The 1,005-nt window shown below is 57.6% G+C and carries 1 protein-coding gene and 1 pseudogene; one reads left to right on the top strand and one right to left on the bottom strand.

The genetic code is table 11. The annotated features are described in order from the left end of the window. Nucleotides 1–551 (bottom strand): substrate-binding domain-containing protein (locus A3AY_RS0115265; RefSeq protein WP_018326523.1); only part of this gene is annotated, 551 nt, incomplete at its 3' end. Between the two features lie 200 nt (nucleotides 552–751). Between A3AY_RS0115265 and A3AY_RS35380 the strand changes: the two are divergent. Beyond that, nucleotides 752–1,005, top strand: a pseudogene (locus A3AY_RS35380) (autoinducer binding domain-containing protein); the annotation flags it as partial.

The following is a 1,005-nucleotide window of genomic DNA, read 5'->3' as shown; positions in this document are numbered from 1 at the left end:
TGATTGGCAACAACCACCCGGCCCTTTACGCCCATGTCGAGCAGACGACGTGCCGAGAGCTGTCCGGCAGCACCTTCATCAGAACCGGCACGGAAGAGGAAGATGTCATCCGGCTTGCGAGCGAGCGAGCCCGGAGGAGGGGCCGCAGCGCTGCCGAACGCTATCCCGGCTTCCTTGGCTCGAGCGGCGACATCCGCGTATGCGGAATCGTCGGCGAAAGCACAGACGGCAATACCGTCTGCCTGTGCCGCCATCGCCTCCTCGATTTTCTGGATCTGGTTTGGAATGGTCAGCTGGTCTGGGTAGATATAATGCACATCAACGCCGAGGTTCTTTCCGGCTTCTTCCGCGCCGCGCGCAAGGTAACCGTGAAAGCCCGTCGGCGCCGCGCAACCTACGAAGTAAATTGAGATATTTTCTTCTGCAGCCGCAGATCTCGTGTGCAAGCTGCTGATGGCTATAAGCGCTACTGCAAATTTGCCTAGCATCGAAATCTTGGGCGCAGAAGCGGCAGGCGAGGCGAGGCGCGTTATCGTTTTTAGCACTTCCATGTTGGTTCCCCTTGTTCTCCCGCAATTGAAAGCGGCTGCGGGTTTTAGAACACTAGTTCGTATTGGTCCGATAAACAGAGCCATTTCAGCGCGATCTCTTAGGTCCACATTGTTCTGGACCGAGAGGCGTCATTCGATAATAGTTATCGATCGTCGTGGAGTGGTTGTTGGTTACGGTGAGACGAAGCCCAGTTGTTCCAGGAGAGCAGGAACGGCCTCGCCTCTCCAAAGCCGAGCGGGCTTTTTATGCCCAAGCGGCCGACTTCGGCATTCGCTCCGGCATCACTGTCCCGATCAAGGCAGCAAACGGGTCGATGTCGATGTTCACCTTGGCCTCAGCGAAGACGGCAATCGACCTTAAGCGCGATATCGACGCTGTTGCGGCCGCCGCAGCCGTTGGGCAACTCCATACCCGCATGTGCTCTCTGCCACTGACGCCGAGCGAACAGCATCC

Source organism: Rhizobium giardinii bv. giardinii H152 (genome assembly GCF_000379605.1).
Classification (GTDB): domain Bacteria; phylum Pseudomonadota; class Alphaproteobacteria; order Rhizobiales; family Rhizobiaceae; genus Pararhizobium; species Pararhizobium giardinii.
This window is presented reverse-complemented; position numbering and strand designations above follow the sequence as displayed.